Genomic DNA, 22,186 nt, shown 5'->3' with positions numbered 1-22,186 from the left:
TATCCTTCGAACGGCTTATCGGGTTGTTTAACACTGCAACAGTCGTTTATTAACGACTCAAATCCCAGCCCTACAGACACAAAAAAGGCGCAATTAAGCACCTTTTGAATGTCTATTACTTATTGATTTATATGGCTTGCTGACTCAAGATCAGTTGTTGTTCAGCCACACATCTTGGTTTTTTGGAGCTTTCTTCTTCTTTTTCTTCTTGCCAGTACCGGCCGGTGGCGCAACAGGTTTTAGTGCTGCGATCAGTTCAGCTGTCGCTTCTTCATCCACTTCAAAGCCTTCAATTTGCTCACGCTCAAGACGAATCTTGTTCTTCTTCTCGATGATTTTGAAGTGGTGGTAATCTTCGTGATCGATCAGAGATAACGCAAGACCAACTTCACCTGCACGACCACTTCGGCCGATACGGTGCATGTAGTCTGACGGGCTACGCGGTAAGTCAAAGTTGATTACCACTGGAAGCTTCTCAATATCCAGACCACGTGCCGCGATGTCTGTCGCGATCAGAACGTCAATCTCGCCAGATTTGAAATCTTCTAGGATACGAGTACGTGAACCTTGCCCTTTATCGCCGTGGAATACTTCTGCGATGATACCGCGCTTGTAAAGCTTGTCTGCTAGGTGCTCACAGCTGTTCTTCGCATTAACGAAGATCAGAGCTTGGCGCCATTCATGTTGTTGAATTAGGTGTGCGAGTAACGCTGTCTTGCGACCTTTTTCTACTTCGAATACACGTTGAACCAGTGTGCTCGCATTGGCACTTTGAAGTTGAACTTCAATTGGATCGCTTAGAAGTTCGTGAGTCAGCGTTTTAACTTGCTCTGGGAAAGTTGCAGAGAACAACAAGGTTTGTTTTTTGCTCGGCAAGAGCTTCAAGATTGCATCAAGTTCTTCGGTAAAACCTAGGCTTAGCATTCGGTCAGCTTCATCAAGCACTAACGTTTTCACTTTGTCTAACTTGATAGCGTTGCTTGAAATAAGGTCAAGCAGACGACCCGGTGTTGCCACCAAGATATCAGTGCCGCCACGTAGCGCCTGCATTTGAGTGTTTACCGATACACCACCAAACACACAAACCGTTTTAATCGCGCCATTGAAATGCACAGCGTAAGATTTAACGCTGTCAGCCACTTGCTTAGCAAGTTCACGAGTAGGAACCAAGATAAGGCCAGAAACAAAGTTACCTTTGCCTGAACGACGGTCCAGAGGGGCATCTTCATGAATCTTTTGTAACAGTGGAAGTGCAAATGCTGCGGTTTTACCTGAACCGGTATTTGCGCCTGCAATTAAATCGCGTCCTGCTAACACACTTGGAATAACTTGCGCTTGGATAGGCGTTGGCTGTTGGTATTCAAGCTCAGATAAACGAGCCATCAAAGGAGAGATTAAGCCAAGATCAGAGAAGTTGGTTGGTGTAGTGGTGTTAGTCATTAATTGCAGGAACTCAAAGCTAAAATAATAGCGCGCTATATTAACGTATTTCAGCAGTATTACGTAACTAAATCGCCCTTTCGCTTCTATTTCACTGATTAATATCCGTCAGACGCGAAGTTATCGATGTGAGAACCTCGATACTCGCCGTACCAACTTCGTCTAAGAGTATTCCAGCTACACAATTGTCGTGGGTTGCAGTTAGTTCAGCCAACCTGCTACCGTTTGTTCCGGTGCATACGAATTCGGCTCGGTTAACCAAACAGCGACTGCGTCTGGTGTAGCGACTAGCGGATCAAAGTCCACATTGAATTGCCACTCAGATTCACCACGTTGGTAGCCATCGTACACTACGACAAAATCATGCTCTAACTTCTTACCTCTGTTTTCACCAGCTTTTACACTTGTGACTTCGTTCATCGCCAATAGAGCGATATGTGCCACATAATCACCTTTGCCTTCGTAACTTACGCTGAACGTATCGCCTTTATGGTTGACCGTTAGCTTGGGGTTATTTTGTTGTTTAAGAGAAGGTAACGTTCTGTCTAACCAGTTAAAGTAACCGCGCCACTCTTTTCCATCGACAACAAAGCCCGGCGTGTAAACCCCACTTGTTAAGCCGTAAGCTTTATACAGTCGTTGCTTCTGACTGAACGCCTTACTCGCGAACTTGTCGCCCCAACCTAAGTAATCCCAATAATCGACGTGATAGGCAAGCGGAATAACTTGTGCCCAAAGTTTTGGATGGTCTTCAAAAGTACTGAGGTACTGATCAGCAGGTGGACAACTTGAACAACCTTCAGAGGTGAAGAGCTCGATAACCTGTGCGGGCTGGCCTTCATTACTCCAGGTTTGTGCAAGCGACACTGAGGAATAGAAGCCGATCGGTAAGGCAAATAAACAAAGTTTAATCAATGATGAATTGCGTTTGGCGTGTGACATACCGAGATCCTTGTACAAAGCGAATTGAATGGCGCTCAAATACAGACCGTTATGCCTAGGTTTTTCTTTCAGGTGCTTAGTTTACGAAGAGATTGAGTTTATTTCAGATACAAAAACGCCAGCTTTAGAAGCTGGCGTTTTCTTAAAATTCTATATTTACATGTTAACGCTGAGATTAACGGTTAATACCGATATCGCGTTGCATGTGACCAGATAGGTCGCTTGCGTAGTAACTACGTGGAGAGTTGTCTACGAAAAGAATATCGAAAATGTGTGCAATCAATCCTTTGAAGTTAACCGAGTAGGTTTTCTTATCCATAGAGTTAGGAACAGCGATAGTATTCATTTGTACTGCTTGAGCCATGATTGCCTCTCTATAAATTTATTAATGTGTTTCGTTCTGATGACAAGAATAATAGGTGATCTTTTGCAGGTTAAAAAATGACTAAAATTAGATTTTGGGATTAGTTTTTCTAATAAAACAAAACATTAACAATGCCACAAAATAGATATGCAGATTATGTGAGTACAAATTCAATATAGTGTTTAAATCATGCATTTAGTACAAATACCCCGCAAACAACAGTGGCCAATGTCACAGAAAATTTACATAAATAAATTTTCCACTTCATCAGCCACGTGTTCATTATCGACTTTTCGATAAGTTATATTTGTTTTTAATTTACTTGTTCAATGCCTGGCTTCTTCGCATAAACCGACGCTATAACCGCAATCGTCATCGTAGAAACCAATACCGCCAATGACCAGTAAGTTGGGATAGCCCACTCGCTATCAACCAGAAGCATTTTCACACCAATGAACACCATGATGAATGAAAGCGCGGGTTTCAAATAGATGAACTTGTCCATCATACCTTGCAGTACAAAATACAACGAGCGAAGACCAAGTAACGCAAACACGTTAGCCGCAAGTACCAAGAACGGTTCTTGTGTTACCGCAAAGATCGCAGGGATAGAGTCTAATGCAAACATCACGTCCATGACTGCGATCGCACCGATGACCAACATCATTGGAGTGAATGCCCATTTAGCCCCCTGTTTAACCATTAATGCAGGGCCATGGAAGTCCTCTGTTACCGGCATCACTTTACGAAGTAGCTTTTCAGGCAGAGTATTCACACTCTCCTCTTCGCCCTTGTCTAATGCCAGCTTAATACCTGTACCAATCAAGAACGCAGCGAACACGTAAAGCACCCAGTGATATTCCGCCAATAGCTGTGCGCCTAGTGCGATCATAATTGCACGAAGCACCAATGCACCAATTACGCCCCAAAGAAGCGCACGAGGTCTTAGATGCTCAGGAACTTGGTATTGAGCAAAGATCATCGCAAAAACAAACAAGTTGTCTACGCTAAGGGATTTTTCTAACAAGTAACCCGTAATGAATGACACGGTTGCTTTTTGCGCTGTGTAGTCACTGTTCGGCGCATAAATGTCCCAAAATAGGTAAATCGAGCCAGCAAACAAAAACGCAAGTACAAACCAGAAAACACTCCAGATTGCCGCTTTCTTGATAGTAACGTTACCGCCACGAGTCTGATAGATATCAATAGAGACGAGAATAACCGTTAGCAGGAAAAAGCCCGCATAAGTCGTCATGATTGGCGATGAAAAAAAGGATTCACTATTTGTAGATAATAGAGATTGAGTTGAGTTCATTATTCCTCCGGGCGGAAGAACTGTACAAAGACCTTCCGCAAACAAAGCATATCAAGCTCCATTACGGATCTTGACTGTGATTGCGTTGGTCTCGTTGAAGTGAAATATGGGATTTCACTTTTACATACCGGATAGACTCTTGGCCTAACGAGATGACGATATGTAAACTTGCGCTAACTACTCCCCAAACGCGTGGATAATAATCCTCTGGTTGTGTTTCGTCTATATAAATTTGCACGGAAAAAGCAAAAAAGGAGCAAACGCTCCTTTCTGATTGATGCCACTTTGTCAAATAGACACGCGAATTGATTCTAAGAATAAATTCGCAAGTCAAACACACTATTGCACTGCGTAATGAAGTTGCAAAAAGAGCAATTTACAGCCCTGCGGCAGGTATTAAATACACTAACGCTGACCAAACTGATACCCAACCGACAACCGCTACCGCATCTAACCAATCTTTCTTATCCATGCATATCTCCACAAGAAGGCGACCTGCAGAGATAAAGCATAAACAATGCCAATTTTATAAATAACCCAAAGTAATAGTGTTAAATATCAGTATCAGCTTTAGTTATCTAAAACACTCCATGCAATTCAACGGTTCATTGAGTTGAAGCGACTCTGGGTGGTCTTGCAGAAACTCGATGAAGCAGTCTGCCATAGAGTCAGTGGTGACCGTGCCATCACCGATCATATCCAACACAGCGTTATAGCCCTCTTTGCCTTTCATTGTATAGGCTGACGACGCGCCCCGGTAAATACGGTTGCGAGAAACAGCTTGCCAACCTGAATCATCAGAGTGAATTTCTAGATGGTGAATCCTGTGTCCTATAGGCGCTTCTTTGTGGTAACAAAACCTCAAATTATGTGTATAAGGAAAGCTACCTGAACCTGTGCCCACGACACCATTATCAATCGCGTTATTGATTGCACCTTCAAGCATGCCAGCGATCGTTTCACCTTTTACTTCATACACACCAATAGGTACGGCAAACGGTAGTAGTTTTCCGGCAATATCGGCAACAGAGACATCGCCGCTGTTCAGTGAATTTCTTACACCACCGGCGTTGTGAATGGCAAAGTCAACCTGATGCCCTTTCTTGTTCATTAGATGGTGAAATGATTGAGCAACCAAGGGGGCTAGTTGACTCGGGCCTTTAGCATCTGGAATACGTACATGGCGAAGTTTAGTGTCTGCATGAGCAATCACTTGTTGCTGAAGCTTTCGAACTCGCGGCTGGTATTTATCCGTCAGAATGCTCTGCAGCTCAGGATCTTTCTTACACACTGCAATATTAGGGTGATTGTTTAAAAACTCACACGCCATATCGTGGGCATCGTCTTGCCCTACCTCACTCAGTTTCGCGTCTATAAAGAGTCGACGGCCTAATAACAGTTCGTTTTTACCATTGAAGTGCGTCACTTTGCCTTGAGAATCGAACTCGATTTCGCAGTGTCCTAAGCTCATGGCGTGGAAACCCGCTTGCACAACATAGGTATCGCCAATTTTCACACCGTATTCATCATCTTTAACTAAGCCGATATCAGAGAAATCACCTTGTAAGCGATGACTATGACCACCAACGATGACACCAATACCTGTTACGTTGGCTGCTAACTCTAAATCAGCTTCGTAACCAAGATGGCTAAGTAACACAATCTTGTTGATACCTGCTTGATGGATTTGCTCAATGGTCGCTTTTGCTGTTTCCAAAGCATTTTCAAACGGTGTATCGATATCTGGGTTAGCGATGCCTGCCATCTTGTCGATGCTTAAGCCGAATATTGCGACCTTCTCGCCATCAAACTCTTTCGTTATAAAAGAAGCACTTCGTGTTTCAGGCCGATAAGGCTTAACAATGTCGTTGTCCGCTAGCGTATGAGTTTTATTGATATCCTCATTCGATAGATTCCAGTTACCGGCCAACAGCGGGAATTTGATTCTTTTCGCGAAAATCGCAACGGGCTCATTACCCATGTCTAACTCGTGATTACCGAGCGTCATGGCATCTATATTAAGGGCATTCAACAAATCGGCATTGGCTTTTCCCTTGAATAAGGAAAAGTACAACGTGCCTTGGAAGCAGTCACCAGCGTGCAAGAACAAGGTTCCAACCTTCTGACGCTGGGCATCTTGTTCTATTTGTTTGAAGCGTGTTGAAATTCGAGCAAAGCCACCAGCACTGACATAAGGTTCAATGATGTGGTTGTTCATTTTAACTGATAGCTGTAACGAGGTTGGTTCAAAGTATGAGTGGGTGTCGTTGATGTGTGCCAACACTATTTTTGTCGGCTTATTCTTTTTAGTCATATTTTCTTCTCTCTTTGTCCCTTCATACTAGGTCGAGAATCATGACAGAATCGTGAATTTTATGAAACTGCACTGCAAAAAAATACTCGAGATAGATCAAAAATCTCATTTTGCACCGTATTAATAAACAACGGGTTTTGTGACAGGTGAGCATACCGGATTTGGATTTTTCGATTATGATTAAAGATATCTGTTAGCTTTCAAATAATTAGCAGAGCCTTCCGTTAGGAGTAAGCCTATGCAACTAGAAAGAATCGAGATTTCTGGCTTTCGAGGTATCAAGCGCATGTCACTCGCGTTTGACGAGCTAACCACGCTTATTGGTGAAAATACTTGGGGTAAGTCTTCATTATTGGATGCCCTTTCCGTCATTCTGCCCTCAGACGGTGTGCCATATCACTTTGAAATGACCGATTTTCATGTCGATTACTCTGTTTCACACCCGCAGTCTCAACATCTTCAAATTGTTCTCGCTTTAAAAGCTAACGATAAGAGCGAACTTAACGCAGGTCGTTATCGCAAACTCAAACCTATTTGGGTTCAAGATGAATTTGGCGTATTTCGCATCTACTATCGCATCAGCGCGACGTTAGAACAGTATGAGACAACAACACACTATGCATTTCTTGGTTTGGACGGTAATCCGCTCAAGCTTCATCATTCAGAAAAGCTTGCTCAAGAATTAATGACCTTACATCCCGTTATCCGTTTGCGTGATGCAAGGCACTTTGATCGTCCTTTCAACGGCAAGTCCCTTAACCACAATGCTCACCTGCCGACTAATGTTCACGCAACTAATGCAAATTCAAACGGGAACGGGAACCATCACACGAGCAATGGCACAACAAATGGAAACGGCGCCAATAACGGTAATGGTCGACAAGCAAGAATAGAAAAACGAATAGACAACACCTGCCGCCGTCTTATGGCGATACCCGGACATGTTAATAAAGGTGAAATGCGCAGTAGCCTAGAGTCGATGCAAAGTTTGATTGAGCACTATTTTTCTTTCAAAAGTACTTCTCGTCGTAACCCTAGAAAACAGCGAGACGGATTGCTTTATTCTGCGGGTACCAATGATCAGAGTATTCATCAACTCGTCGAAGAGACCAAGAACAAACAAACTCGCTTATTATTCATGGGGTTACTTAACGCTTATCTACAAGCTAAAGGGCCAAACGACTTAAGGCGATGTGCGCGCCCTCTGTTGATCCTTGAAGATCCAGAAGGTCGATTGCACCCAACACACTTGGCAAGGGCTTGGAGCTTGATGCAGAAATTGCCCATGCAGAAAATCCTGACCACCAACAGTGGCGACCTACTTGCGGCGGTCCCACTTCAATCGATTCGTCGCTTGGTTCGTCAGTCAGACAAAACCATCGCCAATCAACTCAACATGAACCATTTCAGTAAGGATGAACTTCGACGAATTGGTTTTCATATCCGCTTCCACCGCTCTGGGGCACTATTTGCTCGCTGTTGGCTATTAGTAGAAGGTGAAACCGAGGTTTGGTTGTTCAATGAACTTGCCAACCAATGTGGCTATAACCTAGCAGCAGAAGGTGTGCAGATTATTGAGTTCGCCCAATCAGGACTTAAGGCACTGATTAAGGTCGCGCAAGAGTTTGGCATCGATTGGCATGTGGTAACTGACGGCGATGCGGCGGGTAAAAAATACGCAGCAACGGTGCTATCGAAGCTTGGTAATGATCAGGAAAGACATCGACTCACGGAACTGCCAGATAAAGATATCGAGCATTACCTATATATGAATGGATTTGAGAGCTTTTTCCGTGACATGGTTAAGATTCCATACGATCACCCTATCCCTCCAAAGAAAGTGGTTGCCAAGGTATTGAAGAAACATGCAAAACCCGACCTTGCACTCGCCATTGTTTCTCATTGCGAGAATCAAGGACAAGAATGCATTCCGCTTTTATTAAGGTGGACATTAAAACGCGTGATCACCATGGCGAATGGAAATACCTAAACATAATTTGTTTTATAGATGCTATCAGTTGCTCTACTGATGAAATATTTAGCTAGTCGCCTCAACCAAAAAAGGCACACCAAACGGTGTGCCTGTATAAATCGATATACAAATTAATTGGGGGTTATCTTGCAAGAGTTCACAGTGACTAACTAAGGTTAGGTTAACGAATTAAGCCTTTGCCTGTTTAGCGTGTTGTTCAACAACTTCCGAAGATTGAGTCGATTTCTCGTGAAGCCATAGCCCCGTTGCTTTCATCAAGTATCCAAATACACCACCAAGCAGTAAAGATGGCACTACAAGTTGCCAATCACCACCTGCAGCAAACGTCGCACAGCAACCAATGAAGGTGCCTGGGATATAACCTAGCCACGCTTGTTTCGCTTGAATACACATAAAGAAAGCCACAATAGCAGTAATCATGTAGCCTAAAATCTCTAACCCTGCGAAGGTTGAGCTTTCGATAATCACCATTGCCCAGAATACGCCAGTCATGTTGGTCAATAGGCTACCTGCAAGTCCTTTAACGCCGCCTGTTGGCGAAGCAAAGTAACTGGTGCAACCTAAGAAACCTGCCCATGACAATAAGCCGAAAGAGATAGCAATCCATCCCCATAGACCTGACAAAATACCTGTTGTTAATGAAATCGCGACTAATGTACTCATACTATTTCTAAAGCCTAATTACGTAATTGAACGCAACCGGATTTAGCCTCACTTAAAATCAAGTAAGCATACTATGGGAAGATAGCCCTTATTTAGCCGATCACGATCACATTAATAATGTATGAAGTTGTTCATTTATCACTAGATAGAGACGGGAATCGCTTATTCAACACATTTAGTTATTAGCATTGGTGTTGAATAGCGGCTAAAGAGCCGACCGTTTGCCTTTCATCATGCGCTTACCTTCACGCTTGATACATTCAGCAAGTGGGTTCTCTGCCATGTCAGCACGCCAAATAAAGGACAAGGTTCTTTCCATTTCAAGCTCAGAAACATTCAACGTCACAAGTTGACCTGACTCAACAAACTGTTCGACATCTAGATAAGGTAAACACGTTAAATATGGGCCGTTTGCAACCAAACTTCTTAAAACAGGAACGTGTTCATACTCTCGCCATACATCGAGATCGCCAATTAAATGGTGAATAGAGCTATCAAAAACTTTGCGAGTACCCGAACCATGTTCGCGTAATACCCACTTTGCTTGTTCTAATTGTGCCAAGCTGACTCGTTCACGCTTCGCAAACGGGTGATGAGCCGATGCAACCACCGTTAAATGGTCGGTACACCACACTTCTTGGTGAACTCGGTTGTCATCACAACGACCTTCGATAACACCCAAGTCATATTGATAATCTAATACACCATCAATGACTGCGTCGGTACTTTGCACGCCAAGCGAGATTCGCATCTCAGGAAAGTCGTTATCAATAATACTGATGAGATCCGGAACGAGGTGTTCCGCTGGAGTTTGGCTAGCACCTAATTTGAGTTCGCCACTCAACAAATGCTGCTCGTAAAAACCCATCTCAATTTGCTGCGCATCTTGCAGTAAACGCTTCGCTTTTGGTCTTAACCACATGCCCCAATGAGTCAGGGCCATTTGCTTGCCCTGCCTTTCAAACAAAGGCCTGCCGAGCATTTTTTCCAACTGTGCAAGAGACATACTTGTTGCTGACTGAGTCAACGCCAATTTGTCTGCTGCCTGACTAACACTCCCGGAGTCTGCTACTGCATCAAATACCGCGAGTTGCTTTAATGAATAACGCAAAATTCATCCTTAATGCTTTTAATTATTTGTGTCCTGATGCTCGTTTTTTATAAAGCCAATGAGCAATCAATTTCATTCTACGCGTAACCCAATCTATATCAATAAATTTGATGTGGTTTCTAAAAATTATCAATTTTACCTCTACCCATCAACGCCCTAATCTGGAATGGCAGGACACAACGAGCCCTGCAAAACATTACTGATTAACCATTACGGATTAACCAAGTCATTAACACTAGGAATTACACATGACGGATTGTTCAAGGGGGGGATATGGCAACCAGCACTTCTGAAAATCATCAACTGTTCTCACCAACAGAAATGATGGCGGAAGCAGAGAAGTTTGCATTAAGTAAAGCAAATAAAACCAGCAGCATGACATTGAGTTTGGCAATCATGGCTGGCGCATTCATCGGGCTTGCTTTTTTGTTCTACATCACGGTAACCACGGGCAGCGCTGATGCTGGATGGGGATTGAGTCGCTTAGCCGGCGGTCTTGCATTCAGTATGGGTTTGATCTTGATTGTGATTTGCGGTGGTGAGTTATTTACCAGCTCAGTGTTATCCAGCATCTCATGGGCTAACAAGCAAATCACCTTCACTAAGATGCTGTCTATCTGGGGCAAAGTGTATGTCGGCAACTTTATCGGTGCCATGTTCCTATTGGCTTTGGTAAGCGCAGCAGGCTTATATCAACTGGATGGCGGCCAATGGGGCTTAAACGCTCTAAACATTGCTCAACACAAGCTGCACCACAGCCCAGTTCAAGCTTTTGCTTTGGGTGTGCTTTGTAACTTGTTGGTGTGTTTAGCGATTTGGTTAACGTTCAGCTCTGCTAACGCAATGACCAAAGCAATGATGACCGTGTTACCCGTTGCAATGTTCGTAAGCTCAGGCTTTGAACACTGTGTGGCGAATATGTTCATGGTTCCTCTAGGCATCACGATTCAAACATTCGCCCCGGAAAGCTTCTGGATGCAAATCGGTGCAACACCGGCGCAGTACGCAGACTTAAACGTCATGCAATTTGTCACAGCAAACTTAATACCAGTGACAATCGGCAACATCGTAGGTGGTTCAGTATTGGTCGGCTTAGCCAACTGGAGTATCTACCGTCGCCCACAACTTAAAGCAGCAAAAATTACCGCTATTACACAAACAACAGAAATTACGTCAGTTAAGGAAATTACTATGAACACAGCAACTACTATCAAGCAAATCATGAACACTCAACCAATTACATTGAGCGTTGAAATGCCAACATCAGTCGCGATTGATACACTTTTAGACGCGCAACTTGTTAGCGCTCCTGTTTGTGATGTTGAAGGCCGTCTAGTGGGTATCTTCTCTGTTCATGACGTAATGGTTGACCTTTGGTGCCAAGATTACATCCCAACTAAAGGCCAAAAAGTCGTAGACCTAATGAGCCGTGACGTTGTGGCAATCGATGCAAACGACAAGCTAGTAGACGTTGCTGAGTTCCTATGCATCGACAAAGAGCAACTGTACCCGACGACAAGCATGGGCTTCGCAACTCGCTTGACATCTCTTTCTCTAGAAGAGCGTGCAAAAGCGATGAAAGTAAGCCAACCACATATGCTTCCAGTGTTAGAAAATGGCGTGATGGTGGGTGTGTTGACTCGCATTGAAGTGATGCAAGCACTGCGTCCAATCTACGGTGACCGACTAAACGTGGTTCCTCAAGCTGAACTAGAAACGGCTTAACTAATCTTAAGTTGAACTATTAGGGATTAGTAGTTCAATTAGATAACTCAGTCATGGCAACGTTGACTGGCTAGAGGTAAACGGTGGCTTTTAACGTACTAAACGGTTTGACACAAAACAGACCTAAACGCGTTGCCATTTATCTCAATAAAAAAGGCGCAAAGTGAAAACTTTGCGCCTTTCTCTATTTCTAACTGTTGCTTTCTAAGTATCTATTTAACTTTTGGTGTTACATAAGAGATTGATACTAGTTAGTGATCAACAATAGCTAGATTACTTCTTTACACCTTCAACGTGTAGATCCATATCTACATAGCTTGAAGCGCCCATTACTGGAATGTTGAAGTCAGCAAGTTCTAGACGAGTTGTACCAACGAAACCTGCACGCTCACCGCCCCATGGGTCTTGACCAGCACCGATGAATTCAGCTTCGATAACGATAGGCTTAGTTACACCGTGAAGTTTAAGGTCACCCATTACTTCAAGTTTGCCGTCGCCTTTATCAACAACTTTCGTGCTGTTGAATGTCGCATCAGAGAACTTACCAGCATCGATGAAATCGCCGCTACGGATATGCTTATCACGTTCTGCGTGGTTTGAATCAAGGCTTGTAGTATCAACCGTTACGTTTACTGTAGACGCTTCAACGTTGCTTTCATCAAATGAGAAGTCACCTGAGAATGTGTTAAAACGACCTTGGATAAAGCTGTAACCCAGGTGGCTAACTTTAAAGTTAACTGAAGCATGCGCACCTTTTGTATCAATCACGTAATCAGCGGCGTTCGCAGCGAAAGGCATTGCCATTGCAAATGCTAATCCTGTAGCGATAATTGACTTTTTCATTTTGAAGCTCCTATCATTTTTCGTAGCGTATCGTCTTTGTCGATAACGTGGTGTTTTATCGCCGCTAAGGCGTGTACTGATGCCATGATGATCAGTACCCATGCAGCATAGTAGTGAATCGTTCCTGCGAGATCAGATTGGTTTGCAAACAGTTCACCCATACTTGGTACAGTGAACCAATTGAATACGTCGATCCCGCGGCCATCTGATGTTGAAATCAAATAACCTGAAATAAATAAAACCGCTAAGTTAATGTACATAAAGCCGTGAGCGATCTTCGCTGCTGCAACTTCATAGCTTTTACCTTCTACTTTAGGTGACGCGGTAACTAGTTTCCAAACCAAGCGGATAACAGTAACAGTAGCCAAAAGAATGCCTACCGAGCGGTGATAGTCTGGCGCTGTTTTGTACCACTCGCTGTAATATGAAAGATCAACCATCCACAGGCCTACACCAAATAAGCCAAATACCGCGAGAGCTGAAATCCAATGCATCGCTCTAGCTAAAGGGTTGTAATTTCTAACGTTGTTGTCCATGCATCTCTTCCGAATGTTAACGAGTAGTGTAGTTTCGAAAAGCGTACCCTACACCAAGTTTGTGTAACATATTATTTACCAAGCTTTACATTGGTAACATCATTTCAAATTAAACGAGTTATTCAAATTATTTGAACAAGTTTGGGCTAAACGTTAGATTTCAACGATTTGTTCGATCTCGTAAAGCTCATCTGAGATATCTAACATTTTACGTTCCATGACTTTTTGAGCGTCTTCTATCCCTTTGTTGTAGTAAACCGCCCCAAACTTTTTACTTATGAAATCGACCAAGAATTCCGTGTCGAACTGACCAAGCTCCACATCAAGTTCATCTTGCAGGTACTTTTGGAGCGTATTAGTAAGCTCAGACTTTTGTTTCGAATCTAATTGAATGGTCATGAATGTTTCCAAATAAAGAGTAAGTAGATCAATTGTGATTTGCTGACTAGACTATAGTCGAGGTAACTAGCTAGAATTCCTCATAATTTAGAATACAGACCTGTAGAGCGCCAGTGCTATCCATAAAATCACTCAGCAATGGTTAATTTTGATAGAGAGATCAAGAACTCGCACTTTGACGATAGGTAACGGAACCGCAATTACCGTACTATTGCCCATCAATAAGATAGTAGCTGTGTATAAGGGACTTCATTGTTATTAGATCTAGTGATTAAAAGCGTTAATCAATTTCAAGACGATTGCCTAAAGCTCTGTGAACGCCACTACCCTACGGTGCACAATCAAGGGATCAGTGAGCACCATATAGGAAAGGCATTTGCTCGCCGAATGGAGCACACCTTCGTTAGCTTTAATCATGCAAGCAACATCAGCCCACTTGAAATGCTTTCTTCTGGCGAAACGCCTCGACACTTCCGAATATCTTCCGAAATTGGTACCGTTTGGATGATCAGTCATCATATGGTGAGCGCCGGGAAAACCTGTCGTAGAAAGTTAATGTTGGACATCCATAATTGGCAACAAGAGTATGGATTTTCCATTCAACCCAATGACGTTTTGATCATTGTCTCCGACCATTGGATTAGCCGAAGTAAAAACAGTGGTGAATTATTGCATTGGTGGATGGGTGAACTCCCAGACGAGATCACGGAATATAGCCAACAAGGTATCACGCTAAGAGAGAGTGATTCTCAATTCGCTACTGACTTAAATAATAATTTTAAAATCAGCCCTTGCTTCATTAAATTTGGACACCCTTTAAAGCGGTCAGGAAATCAACAACTGGTTCGTAAATACCTGCAACTTTACGCAGTACTTCAATGGCAGTAAGAATACGGGTCAACTTTTTCATTCAATATTGAAAGTAAATTGTTAGACCTTCATCCCAGTATTTTATAAAAGATAACTCATTCCCTGTTCATTAATTATTCGAACTTCCTGTTTTAATTATTAATAGCCGATCGACTCACAGTCTCGATTTTGAGAGATAGATATCATTTCTGTGTAACTCGCTTAGTCAATCTATTTTATAACTTTGACACTCCCCCATAATTTAAGCCATTAACCCTATTTTTCTCTGGTGTATCAGCGTTCTAGCCTTATATTGGTTGGGGTTAATATGTGAGACGTTACTTAGCCATTAGATTCACTTAAACTATCAAACACAGTCAATGATAAGTAAATTTAATGGTTAATGTCATTTATCATGCTGATTTTTCGTTAGTTATATTAATTTAAATATTGACTCTACAAATGAGTTTTTATTAATTGACAATTTACTTACACCTGTCAATATTGTGACAGGCGCGACATGTACGTCCGCCATTGAATAAGCCCTCTTTATTAGCGACTATGATTTTATCAGACAGAAGTGAATTTATTAGCTGTATATCCGTAGATGCTGATATGCAGTTTATTGCGAAATATCAAGACCTAACACTTAGAAGTGTCTACCAACCTATATTTGATTCTTCTATGACTCAAATAGGTGTTGAGGCTTTGGTGCGCATTTCAAATAACAAAGGTGATATTGTTCGTCCTGATCACTTCTTCCATTCCGACGAAACCTCAAGCACAGACAAAATCAATGTAGAGAGGTTGAGTCGAGCGATTCATATCCGTAACTTCGCACAATCGACAATCCGTCATTTACATCTATTTTTGAACGTTCTTCCAAACGTTGGTGAGTTGTTTGCTGCAGAAAAGGTCAGCGATAGCTTGTTAGCTAAACGCCTTCACGAGCTTAACCTTTCATGCGAACAGATAGTGATGGAGTTGGTAGAGTTGAACGCAGAAAGTGAAGAGCGTTTGAAAGATGCCGCTCTTTCTCTTGCGGATAATGGCTTTCAAATAGCGGTCGATGATTTTGGAACACAAGCATCAACCGAACAACGCGTTCGTCACATTAACCCTCATATCATCAAGATAGACCGCTCGGTTATGTTGGACTTTGAACAAGGCGACACTCGAGAAATGGAGTTAGTACTTGATCTTGCAAACCAAATTGGCGCAAAGACAGTGATTGAAGGTATTGAAACCCAACAACAACTCGCAGCGATGCAAAATTTAGGCTTCGATATGTATCAAGGTTATCACTTAGCCATGCCAAAGCCGATTGAGTTAGACATACGGCTAGCAATTTAGAATCGCCCTATTGTTCTTAAAGCCGCTTGCCCATTGAGTAGCGGATTTTTTAATGCTTGCCTATTCGTACCCTCTTACCGCTCTCACGTGTCAACACATTTCAGGACGGGACAACACGCATAAAAAAGCCCAGTCAAAATTGACTGGGCTGGCTTAAAAGAATCTGTTTTATATCAATCCCTAATAACCCGCAGTGGACGGTTTGATTCTATATAGAATAGCGAACATCACTGGTACTACTATTAGCGTTAGTACGGTAGCAAAGCCTAAGCCTGCCATGATGGTAATCGCCATTGAGCCGAAAAATGCATCGAATACCAAGGGAATCATCCCCAAGATAGTCGTCAGTGCTGCCATAGATACCGGTCGTACACGACTAATCGCACTGTCGACAACCGCTAAATATGGGTCTTTACCTGTTGATAGCTCACTGTTGATCTGGTCAAGCAGTACAATGCCGTTCTTCAAAATCATGCCGCTTAGACTCAATAAGCCAAGGAACGCTGTGAAGCTGAATGGCATATTGGTACCTAACAGACCAATTGAAACACCAATGATAGAGAGTGGAACCGTAAACCAAATCACAAGCGGCTTACGAAGCGAGTTAAACAAAAGCATGGTGATGATAAACATCAACAAGTAACCCATTGGCAGTGAACCAAATAGAGATTCTTGTGCATCTTTCGAACTTTCGTACTCGCCACCCCAGCTAATGTTGTAACCTGCTGGTAGCTCTAATGCTTCTACCTTTGGTTTAACACGAGCAAACAAGCTCGCCGGCGTTTCATCACCCAACACATCGTGATCAGCCAGTACGGTTAGCGTACGTTTTCTATCACGACGTTGAATCAGTGGTTCAGACCATTGAAGCTCTACACCATCAATCACTTGTTCAACTGGAATGTAGGTTTGTAGCGATGGGCTCCAAATCTTCACATTGTTCAGTGATTCAAAATCAAAACGCTCTGCTTCAGGTAAACGCGCAACAATAGGCAACATATGAGTACCATCACGCAGTAAACCGATGTTGTAGCCACCAAACGCCATTTGTAACGTCTCGGACAGATCCGTCTTTGAAATACCAAGACGACGAGCCTTTGATTCGTTAAACAGTGGCACTAGCTCTTTGGTACGTTCACGCCAGTCGTGACGAACATTTCGAGAGCCTGGGTCCGCTAACAAGATATCTTCCACTTCAACCGCAATACTGCGCAAGATTTGTGGGTCGGCACCACTAATACGAGCCTCGATTTTTGAAGCTGGTGACGGGCCAAACTCAATCAATTTGAATTGGAACGTAGGTTGTTCAAATTTGTTGGCTAAGTCCTTGTCTAACTCTTCTAGGACTTCGAACATGGTGTCACGGTCAGTTGTTCTAACTTGTAGCTGACTGTAGGCTTCGTAACTTTTCTCTGGTTGATATGTCAGCGCAAAACGTTGCATACCCTGCCCAACCGTTGTTGTCACAAACTCCACGTCATCTTGTTGACGAATGTAGCTTTCGACTTTTTCTGTCTGCTTGATCGTTTCGCGCACATCAGTGCCTTCCGGCATCCACATGTCTACATAGAACATTGGCGTGTTTGATGGCGGGAAAAACTGCTGTTTCACCATACCAAAGCCGACAACGGAAACCGCTAATAGCGCAACCATGCTGACAACAGTAAGCCATCTAAATCGAAGTGCTACTTTCAGGCACGCACCAAATACAACGAACAAGATACCTTTGTAAGGGTCTACGTTTTCATCAACCTTGTCTTCTTCTTTAAGCAGCATCTCAGCAAGGAATGGCGTTAGTGTTAGCGCCGTTACCCAACTTAAGAATAACGAGAAACACAGTACCCAGAACAGCGAACCCATGAACTCGCCTGTCGCATCTTTCGACAAACCAATCGGTGCAAACGCTGTGATAGCAATAATGGTTGCACCTAACAGTGGCCATTGTGTTTGTGTCACGATGTCTTTCGCTGCTTGAAGCTTGGTTTTGCCTTTCTTCAAGCCAACCAAAATACCTTCAACGACAACAATCGCGTTATCCACCAGCATACCCAGTGCGATGATCAAAGCACCCAGCGAGATACGGTGCAGTTCAACATCGTTGTAGTCCATCAAGATGAACGTACCGAACACCGTCAGTAACAGTACTACACCGATGATCAAACCACTGCGTAAGCCCATCGCGAACAGAAGTACGATGATAACAATCGCCACCGCTTCCACTAGGCTGATCAAGAAATCAGCAACGGACTTGTCCACTTCTTGTGCTTGGTTGTAGAAGTAATTCAACTCAACACCGGCTGGCTTAATGCTTTCTAAACGATCAAGTTCCGCATCAAGCGCATTACCGATTTCCACCACGTTTACGCCCGAAGAGAACGCAATGCCTAGGTTGATTGCTGGTTTGCCGTTATAAGTTAATACATTTCCTGGTTTTTCTTGGATTCCGCGAGTGACCTCAGCGACATCTTTTAAGCGAATTAGGTTACCCGTATCGCGGCCATGAATGATTAAGTTTTCTAGTTCTTCAACCGTACTTAAAGTGCCATTCGGTTTGATCGTTAGGTTTTGGCCATTGAGCATTACCTCACCGGCTGACACCACACTGTTTTGTTGTGATAGCAGTGACGTAACCATCGACATATCTAGATTCAGCGCGGCTAAACGCTCAAGTGACATCTCAACAAACAATTGCTCTTGTTGGTCACCTGCAATGCTTACTTTGCCTACACCGTCGACCAATTCGATTTCACGGGTGAGATAATCAGCATATTGTTTGAGTTCAACGTAATCGTAGCCATCACCCGTCAGCATGATCATCACGCCAAACACATCACCGAAGTCATCAATGATCTGAACTGAGTTAACACCACTAGGTAGCGTTGGCTGTAGGTCGTTGATCTTACGACGCATTTCATCCCAGATTTGTGGTAGCTCGTCTGGACCGTAGTCCATCTTCATACTCACCATAATTTGAGACATACCATTCGACGACGTTGAGGTAATCTTGTCGATATAAGGCAGCTGTCTTATCTCTTTTTCAAGCGGGTAAGTCAGCTCTTCCTCAACTTCCATTGACGTAGCGCCAGGGTAAGTTGAAATAATCATTGCATCTTTAATGGTAAAAGCTGGGTCTTCCAAACGGGATAGATTACCAAAAGACGTCACACCACCAATGGCCAATATGACGAGAAACAGCCAGCTGATTACTTTGTTTTTTATTGAATATTCTGCGATGTTCATTCTGCTTTTCCTGACAATTTGATTCCGTCACGGAGTTTTCTTAGATTCGAGTTTACGAGTCGATCACCTTGCTCAACACCATGAGCGATTAATGCGCCTTGGCCACTGATCTTGTCGACTTCTACTTCGCTTTTGAATGCTTGTCCGTCTTCCATTTTCCACACATAAAACTGATTCGCTTCAGAACCCGCTTCTAAAGTTGTCATTGGTAATTGGTAGCCTTGAACATCGCTCAAGCCGGCTTTCGCCATATCCACGTTCACCGTAACGCTGGTGCCCGGCAGGATTTCGTTTTTAGGTTGTTGCATCTGCATCCAAAATTCGTAAGTACGCGATTGTGGGTGCAATTCACTGGTGTGCTCCAAATACGTCAGTGGATATTGGCCTGTGTGACCGCCAAAGGTCGCCTCAGGACGATAGCTATTTGAACGCATGTCTGGACTGATTGATGCCAAGATCGAATCTGATACTTGAATTCGTACATACACCTTATCGTTCTGGTACACGCTTAATAGTGTTTCACCCGGTGTCGTATTTTCGAAACGTTGCTTGTCCACGGTAGAAACGGTCCCGGAAAATGGCGCTAAAAGCTCTGTGTAACTTAGCTTGCGCTCTGCAGCCGCCAAATTCGCCGATGCCAGCTTACAGTTAGCCGTTAGTTGGTCTAGCTCTGACTGCGACAACATCTTGCTACCAAACATCTCCGTACCACGGGCTAACTGCTTGCTCGCCAGTTTGAATTGAGAGTTAGCATCAGTCAGATCTTGGAGATACGTCGCGTTGTCTAAGGTTGCAAGTAGCTGGCCTTTTTCGACGTTGTCACCGGCTTCTACCAAGACTTGTTGGATTTCGCCTGCGAGCTTAAATGCCAATGGGGTCAATTCAGCGGGCATTACCTGACCGTTAAAACTTCTGAATTGATCAGTCAGCGGCGCGCCAACTTCAAAGGTAGAAACTAGCAGAGGGGGTTGTTCACGGTGTACGGCTTCACTGTTACAGGCTTGAAGCAACATAGCCGACGCGACAACAATTGATAATTTGGAAAGGTTCATTAAATACCACCCTCACGTAACCAAGCTTTAACTTGCTGTCCATCGGATAACACATCCACACCCGCTTCAACGATAAGGTCGCCAGACGACAATCCATCAATAACCTTGCCTTGCTCATCAAGAAGGACTTGTATTTTAGAAATCAATTGAGAGTCTGGGTTATAGCGCCATAGTTCACCATGGCCTACGTCTTTGTTTAACCAAGCTGAATCCACAATACCAATGCCGTAGTCAGATTTACTTTTCTGAACTTCAACTTGCGCTGTCATACCAGAAAGTAGATTGATGCCTTCTGGCTTTTCGATAGACACAACCGCTTGGTAGCTGTTGGTATCTTCATCTGGTTGCGTTGAGATTTCTTTAAAGCGAGTCGGGATACGAATGCCGCGGTGGCTGTCCATCACAACCCACATGTTTGAGCTCGTTAGGTCTTGAATAGAACGGTCTTCAAGCTTTGATACTGGAATTGAAAACGTCACATCCATTTCACTGTGATTCAAAATATTCAGTACAGGCTGCTTTTCTGCGATCAATTGATATTGCTTTCCAAACACCATCGATACCACGCCATCGAATGGAGCAACTAAGGTAGTGTAGCCAAGGTTTGTTTTTGCTTGGTCCAACTCAACTTCAGCGGCAGTAAAGGTGTTTACGGCTTGGTCGTAGTAATCAGTACTGACCAGTTTTTTCGCATACAACTCAGAAGCTTGTTTGTATTGGCTGTTCGCCAGATCAAATTTAGCTTGGGCTGCGTCAACGGCAATACGGTAATCCGTCGCGTCTAATACGGCTAACACCTGACCTTTCTTCACTTCTTGTCCCATACGAACATCGAAGGTTTCTATATCTCCACCCACTTGGAAAGAAAGTGCCGCACGGTCGGTTGCATCAACCTTTGCAATGAAGCTATCGAGATCAATATCAGTCTGTTGTGGGATTTCGAACAGCTTGACTGGCTTGATTACCTGCACATTTTCCTCTGACTGAACTTTGTCACATCCAGTTAGAGAGCCTGCGAGCAATAGTGCTGCAATAACAGCTCCCATGCGCTTGCTCGATATGGCATTGATAGACAAATTGAACTGCATGATGCCTCTCCGTTTAATTATTATGATTTATTACACAGGTGGGCAGTATATTTAATATTAAATAATTCTCAAGCTTTACTTTCCACTTGTGCAGTATTTTTTATTTCAGTAAAAACAGTGTAGAATGTTGTAATCAGGTAATTATGTGAAATGAAGATGACCGAAAAGAAGCAAGGTAGAAGAAGTGCAAAAGACGCCGAAGAGACGCGTTTTTTGATCATGAGCGTTGCCGCAGACATGTTCTGTGACTTTGGCTACGATCGTGTATCACTGCGAAACATCAGTGAAAAGGCAGGCGTCTCGCATAGCCTTATCCGCCACCACTTTGGTAGCAAAGAAAAGATTTGGCATGCAATAAGTGATTGTTTACACGATTATTTTCAGTCTTACATCAGTAAGATTATGGAAGAGCTGCCAAAAGATGTTGCGCCAAATATCGCTATCTACCTGTTTAGCATGCGTCTGTTCACCAACATGATTCACTCACGTAGGCCAATGCAGCTTATTTCAGACTCTGTTCGCCAAGAAGACAACCTAGTTGATTACTTCATCGACAATGTCGGCGATGTTGAAAAAGAGATTAACGGGCTTGCCGCTGAGTACAATGCAGCTAACCCAGACAAAATGATCAACATTTACGAAGTTAAATGGCAAATGATCATGTACGCAAACGGCGCTGTATGCCTCACTCCCTTTATGGAAAGCACTTGGAATGAAGGTGATATGGTCACCTCACCCGAAGACGCCCTACTTAAGCATTGGCAGCTTTTCAACACGCAGATGGTCAGCAAGTTCAATATTGATGAAGAGTGGGCTCTAAATCCAACCTCGATTGAAGAGCTGATTTATGAAGTGCCATGTGAATGGAAGTGTAACCAGGAACATAAAGCTTAATCGGGTTCATACCCATGATGAGCTTATAAGATACAAAAACGCGCCGTTACAGAAGTCACTGTAAC

Annotated in this window: 18 protein-coding genes; 5 read left to right on the top strand and 13 right to left on the bottom strand. The window is 43.3% G+C overall.

Annotated elements, in window-relative coordinates:
- Window positions 1-150: 150 nt before the first annotated feature.
- The 5 genes from AB4185_RS13815 to AB4185_RS13795 form a co-directional block, all read right to left on the bottom strand.
- A complete protein-coding gene (locus AB4185_RS13815; protein ID WP_017059810.1) occupies window positions 151-1,440 on the bottom strand; it encodes a DEAD/DEAH box helicase in 1,290 nt (429 codons plus the stop codon).
- 201 nt (window positions 1,441-1,641) lie between these two features.
- Window positions 1,642-2,382 carry a DUF1223 domain-containing protein gene (locus AB4185_RS13810; RefSeq protein ID WP_372135557.1) on the bottom strand — a complete coding sequence of 247 codons (741 nt, stop codon included), beginning with the start codon at window positions 2,380-2,382 and terminating at the stop codon, window positions 1,642-1,644.
- A gap of 175 nt (window positions 2,383-2,557) precedes the next feature.
- A complete protein-coding gene (locus tag AB4185_RS13805) occupies window positions 2,558-2,746 on the bottom strand; it encodes a hypothetical protein (protein WP_017059812.1) in 189 nt (62 codons plus the stop codon).
- 313 nt (window positions 2,747-3,059) lie between these two features.
- Window positions 3,060-4,061: a TerC/Alx family metal homeostasis membrane protein gene (locus tag AB4185_RS13800; RefSeq protein ID WP_017059813.1), complete on the bottom strand. Its 1,002-nt coding sequence runs from the start codon at window positions 4,059-4,061 to the stop codon at window positions 3,060-3,062.
- A gap of 574 nt (window positions 4,062-4,635) precedes the next feature.
- Complete coding sequence (locus AB4185_RS13795) at window positions 4,636-6,375, bottom strand: bifunctional UDP-sugar hydrolase/5'-nucleotidase (RefSeq protein WP_372135556.1); 1,740 nt, start codon at window positions 6,373-6,375, stop codon at window positions 4,636-4,638.
- Between the two features lie 238 nt (window positions 6,376-6,613).
- Between AB4185_RS13795 and AB4185_RS13790 the strand changes: the two genes are divergently transcribed.
- Complete coding sequence (locus AB4185_RS13790) at window positions 6,614-8,365, top strand: ATP-dependent endonuclease (RefSeq protein ID WP_017059816.1); 1,752 nt, start codon at window positions 6,614-6,616, stop codon at window positions 8,363-8,365.
- A gap of 171 nt (window positions 8,366-8,536) precedes the next feature.
- On the opposite strand, the gene AB4185_RS13785 is transcribed toward AB4185_RS13790, so the two are convergent.
- Window positions 8,537-9,031 (bottom strand): DUF1097 domain-containing protein, encoded by a 495-nt coding sequence (locus AB4185_RS13785; RefSeq protein WP_017059817.1) that lies wholly within the window; start codon window positions 9,029-9,031, stop codon window positions 8,537-8,539.
- A 205-nt stretch (window positions 9,032-9,236) separates the two neighbouring features.
- The gene (locus tag AB4185_RS13780; protein WP_372102608.1) at window positions 9,237-10,142 is read right to left on the bottom strand and encodes a LysR substrate-binding domain-containing protein; all 906 of its coding nucleotides are present in this window, start codon (window positions 10,140-10,142) and stop codon (window positions 9,237-9,239) included.
- Between the two features lie 273 nt (window positions 10,143-10,415).
- Between AB4185_RS13780 and focA the strand changes: the two genes are divergently transcribed.
- A complete protein-coding gene (focA, locus tag AB4185_RS13775) occupies window positions 10,416-11,867 on the top strand; it encodes a formate transporter FocA (protein ID WP_017064629.1) in 1,452 nt (483 codons plus the stop codon).
- Window positions 11,868-12,140: 273 nt separating this feature from the next.
- Here focA and AB4185_RS13770 read toward each other — a convergent pair whose 3' ends face one another.
- From AB4185_RS13770 to AB4185_RS13760, 3 genes are all read right to left on the bottom strand, one after another.
- The gene (locus AB4185_RS13770; protein WP_017059819.1) at window positions 12,141-12,710 is read right to left on the bottom strand and encodes a YceI family protein; all 570 of its coding nucleotides are present in this window, start codon (window positions 12,708-12,710) and stop codon (window positions 12,141-12,143) included.
- On the bottom strand, window positions 12,707-13,246 hold the full coding sequence (locus AB4185_RS13765; protein ID WP_017059820.1) for a cytochrome b: 540 nt from the start codon (window positions 13,244-13,246) through the stop codon (window positions 12,707-12,709). Before AB4185_RS13765 ends, AB4185_RS13770 begins: the two co-directional genes overlap by 4 nt.
- A 153-nt stretch (window positions 13,247-13,399) precedes the next feature.
- The gene (locus tag AB4185_RS13760) at window positions 13,400-13,645 is read right to left on the bottom strand and encodes a DUF2164 domain-containing protein (RefSeq protein ID WP_229647529.1); all 246 of its coding nucleotides are present in this window, start codon (window positions 13,643-13,645) and stop codon (window positions 13,400-13,402) included.
- 252 nt (window positions 13,646-13,897) lie between these two features.
- On the opposite strand from AB4185_RS13760, the gene AB4185_RS13755 reads away from it, so the two are divergent.
- Window positions 13,898-14,533, top strand: coding sequence for a hypothetical protein (locus AB4185_RS13755; RefSeq protein WP_017069925.1), 636 nt, complete (start codon window positions 13,898-13,900; stop codon window positions 14,531-14,533).
- 576 nt (window positions 14,534-15,109) lie between these two features.
- On the top strand, window positions 15,110-15,847 hold the full coding sequence (locus AB4185_RS13750) for an EAL domain-containing protein (RefSeq protein WP_372102610.1): 738 nt from the start codon (window positions 15,110-15,112) through the stop codon (window positions 15,845-15,847).
- Window positions 15,848-16,027: 180 nt separating this feature from the next.
- Here AB4185_RS13750 and AB4185_RS13745 read toward each other — a convergent pair whose 3' ends face one another.
- From AB4185_RS13745 to AB4185_RS13735, 3 genes are read right to left on the bottom strand one after another with little or no spacing between them, the layout of a single operon-like run.
- Entirely contained in the window at window positions 16,028-19,087 is a 3,060-nt protein-coding gene (locus tag AB4185_RS13745; protein WP_372135555.1) for an efflux RND transporter permease subunit, read from the bottom strand.
- Window positions 19,084-20,139, bottom strand: a complete 1,056-nt coding sequence (locus AB4185_RS13740) for an efflux RND transporter periplasmic adaptor subunit (RefSeq protein WP_372135554.1) — start codon at window positions 20,137-20,139, stop codon at window positions 19,084-19,086. The genes AB4185_RS13745 and AB4185_RS13740 overlap by 4 nt, the downstream gene beginning before the upstream one ends.
- Complete coding sequence (locus AB4185_RS13735) at window positions 20,139-21,227, bottom strand: efflux RND transporter periplasmic adaptor subunit (RefSeq protein ID WP_372135553.1); 1,089 nt, start codon at window positions 21,225-21,227, stop codon at window positions 20,139-20,141. The genes AB4185_RS13740 and AB4185_RS13735 overlap by 1 nt, the downstream gene beginning before the upstream one ends.
- Before the next feature lie 150 nt (window positions 21,228-21,377).
- Here AB4185_RS13735 and AB4185_RS13730 point away from each other — a divergent pair, with 150 nt between their 5' ends.
- Window positions 21,378-22,121 (top strand): TetR/AcrR family transcriptional regulator, encoded by a 744-nt coding sequence (locus AB4185_RS13730; protein ID WP_017064637.1) that lies wholly within the window; start codon window positions 21,378-21,380, stop codon window positions 22,119-22,121.
- Window positions 22,122-22,186: the final 65 nt, after the last annotated feature.

The organism is Vibrio sp. 10N.286.48.F5, from assembly GCF_041469785.1.
GTDB classification, from domain to species: domain Bacteria; phylum Pseudomonadota; class Gammaproteobacteria; order Enterobacterales; family Vibrionaceae; genus Vibrio; species Vibrio crassostreae_C.
Note: the sequence above shows the minus strand (reverse complement) of the source record. Positions and strands in the feature narration are given on the sequence as shown.

Bases quoted from the DNA above. Each gene is read 5' to 3' on its own strand.
- AB4185_RS13815 (WP_017059810.1), bottom strand. From the start codon at position 1,440: ATGACTAACACCACTACACCAACCAACTTCTCTGATCTTGGCTTAATC.
- AB4185_RS13810 (WP_372135557.1), bottom strand. From the start codon at position 2,382: ATGTCACACGCCAAACGCAATTCATCATTGATTAAACTTTGTTTATTT.
- AB4185_RS13805 (WP_017059812.1), bottom strand. From the start codon at position 2,746: ATGGCTCAAGCAGTACAAATGAATACTATCGCTGTTCCTAACTCTATG.
- AB4185_RS13800 (WP_017059813.1), bottom strand. From the start codon at position 4,061: ATGAACTCAACTCAATCTCTATTATCTACAAATAGTGAATCCTTTTTT.
- AB4185_RS13795 (WP_372135556.1), bottom strand. From the start codon at position 6,375: ATGACTAAAAAGAATAAGCCGACAAAAATAGTGTTGGCACACATCAAC.
- AB4185_RS13790 (WP_017059816.1), top strand. From the start codon at position 6,614: ATGCAACTAGAAAGAATCGAGATTTCTGGCTTTCGAGGTATCAAGCGC.
- AB4185_RS13785 (WP_017059817.1), bottom strand. From the start codon at position 9,031: ATGAGTACATTAGTCGCGATTTCATTAACAACAGGTATTTTGTCAGGT.
- focA (WP_017064629.1), top strand. From the start codon at position 10,416: ATGGCAACCAGCACTTCTGAAAATCATCAACTGTTCTCACCAACAGAA.
- AB4185_RS13770 (WP_017059819.1), bottom strand. From the start codon at position 12,710: ATGAAAAAGTCAATTATCGCTACAGGATTAGCATTTGCAATGGCAATG.
- AB4185_RS13765 (WP_017059820.1), bottom strand. From the start codon at position 13,246: ATGGACAACAACGTTAGAAATTACAACCCTTTAGCTAGAGCGATGCAT.
- AB4185_RS13760 (WP_229647529.1), bottom strand. From the start codon at position 13,645: ATGACCATTCAATTAGATTCGAAACAAAAGTCTGAGCTTACTAATACG.
- AB4185_RS13750 (WP_372102610.1), top strand. From the start codon at position 15,110: ATGCAGTTTATTGCGAAATATCAAGACCTAACACTTAGAAGTGTCTAC.
- AB4185_RS13745 (WP_372135555.1), bottom strand. From the start codon at position 19,087: ATGAACATCGCAGAATATTCAATAAAAAACAAAGTAATCAGCTGGCTG.
- AB4185_RS13740 (WP_372135554.1), bottom strand. From the start codon at position 20,139: ATGAACCTTTCCAAATTATCAATTGTTGTCGCGTCGGCTATGTTGCTT.
- AB4185_RS13735 (WP_372135553.1), bottom strand. From the start codon at position 21,227: ATGCAGTTCAATTTGTCTATCAATGCCATATCGAGCAAGCGCATGGGA.
- AB4185_RS13730 (WP_017064637.1), top strand. From the start codon at position 21,378: ATGAAGATGACCGAAAAGAAGCAAGGTAGAAGAAGTGCAAAAGACGCC.